This window comes from Streptomyces sp. NPDC058240, from assembly GCF_042882135.1.
Classification (GTDB): domain Bacteria; phylum Actinomycetota; class Actinomycetes; order Streptomycetales; family Streptomycetaceae; genus Streptomyces.
In genome coordinates this window covers 1-2,174 of the sequence record NZ_JBHVWT010000144.1, presented here as the reverse complement: position 1 = coordinate 2,174, position 2,174 = coordinate 1, and the positions used below count along the sequence as shown (strand labels likewise).

The window sequence follows — 2,174 nt, the reverse complement described above, 5'->3', positions numbered from 1 at the left end:
CTTCTCCGCCACCGCGCTCAACGTGATCCGGCTCGACGCCCACTGGACCACCGGGCCACTCGACCGCGCCCGCCACAGCAGGCTCGAACGACTCAGCTACCAACTCTCCGCCTGACGAATTGCGCAGCAGAGTCTGGTGGGCGGTGACGCTACGGGGCCGCCTCGTGCGGCCGTAGTCGCACGAGGCTGCCCGGGCGCTTCAGTTGAGTTGTGCCTCAGCGGAAAGCGGCGATGCTACGGGCGACCCAGTTGTTGAAGGGGCGCGGAGCGCGACCGAGGACTCGTCCCACGTCCGAGCTGATCCGCAGTTCGGCGGGGTTCGGGGCGGAGATGATGTCCAGGGTGTCGTCGGCGAGCTCCGGCGGCACGAACTGGGTCATCGCGGCTTTGGCCTCCTCGCGGGTGAGTTCGTGGAACCGCACCGCCGAGCCGAGCGCGGCGGCGATGGCCTCCGACTGCTGACGGGGCGTGATCACCTTGGGCCCGGTCAGCTCGAAGATTCCGCCGGTGTGCCGGTCGTCCAGCAGGCAGGCCGCCGCGACCTCGGCGATGTCCGCCGGGTCGATGATCGGAACCCCGACATCGCCGAAGGGTGCGGCGACCGTCCCTTGCGTGCGGACGGACTCCGCCCACGCCAAGGCGTTGGAGGCGAAGCCGCCCGGCCGTAGGACGGCCCAGTCCAGGCCGGACTCTCTCAACGCGTCCTCCACCGCGCGCATCGCGATCCGCGACGGGCCGAGCGGCCTGGTCGCCACGCCCTGCGAAGAAAGCAGGACGACTCGGCGGACCCCGCTGGCAGCAGCCAGGTCGATAATGTCGGTAGGCCTGGCTTCGGGTGCGTGCAGGTCGCCGGACAGCAGGAGGAATAGCGCCTTCGCCCCGTCCAAAGCGGGGGTGAGGCCCTGCGGCTCGGCCAAGTCAGCCGACACGTGCCGGACCCCGTCCGGCATTGCCGCCGCGTGCCGTGACACCGCCGTCACCTGCTCGCCCGCCTTGGCTAGGGCCTGCGTCAAAGGCTGGCCCACATTCCCGGTAGCCCCGGTCACCACGATCATGTTCAGCTCCTAGTCCGTTGTGCACTGCGGCAATTGACGCTAGGAGACAGGCTTACTTTTCGTAAGAACACACCCAGAGGTAAGCTCCGGACATGAGGGAAGGTGCGCAGCTGACGCAGGCCGAGGCGGGCAATCGGTATGAGGTGTTTCACACCGACTGCCCTGCGCGCGACGTGGTCGACCACGTGACCAGCAGGTGGGGTATCTGGGTGCTGATCTCCTTGCGGAGCACCGACCTTCGGTTTTACGAGCTGCGCGACAGCATCCAGGGCATCAGCGAGAAGATGCTCGCTCAGACACTGCGCGCACTGGTCCAGGACGACCTGGTCTGGCGGAAGGTCGAGCCTACGACGCCACCCCAAGTCACCTACGGGCTGACTGAGTTCGGCCAAGACGTCGGTGCGCCGCTGACAGACTTGTTCGACCGGATCACACAGCGGCTGGCAGCCAGCGGGGCGTCCGCCACGGAGCGGCTGAGCGCAACAGGTCAAGCGAAGCAGCTGACCACCCCAGGCCCTCAACAGCTTCATCATTTCGACGACGAACACTGACCATGAATCGCCCCGGGTTCGGTAGAGATCTCAGATTGTGGTTGTGACCTGGGGTTTCGTGAGTTCCCTGTAGTAGTTGGCTTCGTGCTCGGCGGGTGGGATGTGCCCTATCTCTCCGTGGAGCCGGCGATGGTTGTACCAGTCGGCCCACTCGGCGGTGGCGAGCTCGACCTGGGAGAGCGTCTTCCAGGGCCGCTGGGGTTTGATCAACTCGGTTTTGTAGAGGCCGATGACTCTGCTGCGTAATTCGTCAGGCGGAGAGTTGGTAGCTGAGTCGTTCGAGCTGGCTGTGGCGGGTGCGGTCGAGGGGGCCGGTGGTCCAGTGGGCGTCGAGTCGGATCACGTTGAGTGCGGTGGCGGAGAAGGCGTGTTGGAGGCGGACTTTCGGTAGGCCGCGGTAGCGGGCCCGGCGGATGCCGGTGATGTCGAGGGCCTGGTTGATGGTGCCCTCGACGCCGGCCCGGAGGGCGTATTTGTTCTTCCAGGTGTCGGTCTTCTGCTCGGCGCGGGCTCTGGCGAGGTTGTCGTGGAGTTCTTCGGGCCTGAGGGTGAGCATGCGACGGCCGAT

At 66.6% G+C, this 2,174-nt stretch carries 4 protein-coding genes; 1 reads left to right on the top strand and 3 read right to left on the bottom strand.

Going from position 1 to position 2,174, the window contains the following annotated elements:
* Positions 1–215: 215 nt before the first annotated feature.
* Positions 216–1,055 carry an SDR family oxidoreductase gene (locus ACFVX4_RS42000; protein ID WP_389988768.1) on the bottom strand — a complete coding sequence of 280 codons (840 nt, stop codon included), beginning with the start codon at positions 1,053–1,055 and terminating at the stop codon, positions 216–218.
* 92 nt (positions 1,056–1,147) lie between these two features.
* Here ACFVX4_RS42000 and ACFVX4_RS41995 point away from each other — a divergent pair, with 92 nt between their 5' ends.
* Positions 1,148–1,606 carry a winged helix-turn-helix transcriptional regulator gene (locus tag ACFVX4_RS41995; protein WP_389988765.1) on the top strand — a complete coding sequence of 153 codons (459 nt, stop codon included), beginning with the start codon at positions 1,148–1,150 and terminating at the stop codon, positions 1,604–1,606.
* Between the two features lie 30 nt (positions 1,607–1,636).
* Here the strand turns inward: ACFVX4_RS41995 and ACFVX4_RS41990 are convergent, their stop codons facing one another.
* Together ACFVX4_RS41990 and ACFVX4_RS41985 are read right to left on the bottom strand one after the other, a co-directional pair.
* Positions 1,637–1,837 (bottom strand): integrase core domain-containing protein, encoded by a 201-nt coding sequence (locus ACFVX4_RS41990; protein WP_389988771.1) that lies wholly within the window; start codon positions 1,835–1,837, stop codon positions 1,637–1,639.
* Between the two features lie 19 nt (positions 1,838–1,856).
* On the bottom strand, positions 1,857–2,174 hold a 318-nt coding region (locus tag ACFVX4_RS41985; RefSeq protein ID WP_389988762.1), incomplete at its 5' end, for a transposase.

Bases quoted from the DNA above. Each gene is read 5' to 3' on its own strand.
- ACFVX4_RS42000 (WP_389988768.1), bottom strand. From the start codon at position 1,055: ATGATCGTGGTGACCGGGGCTACCGGGAATGTGGGCCAGCCTTTGACG.
- ACFVX4_RS41995 (WP_389988765.1), top strand. From the start codon at position 1,148: ATGAGGGAAGGTGCGCAGCTGACGCAGGCCGAGGCGGGCAATCGGTAT.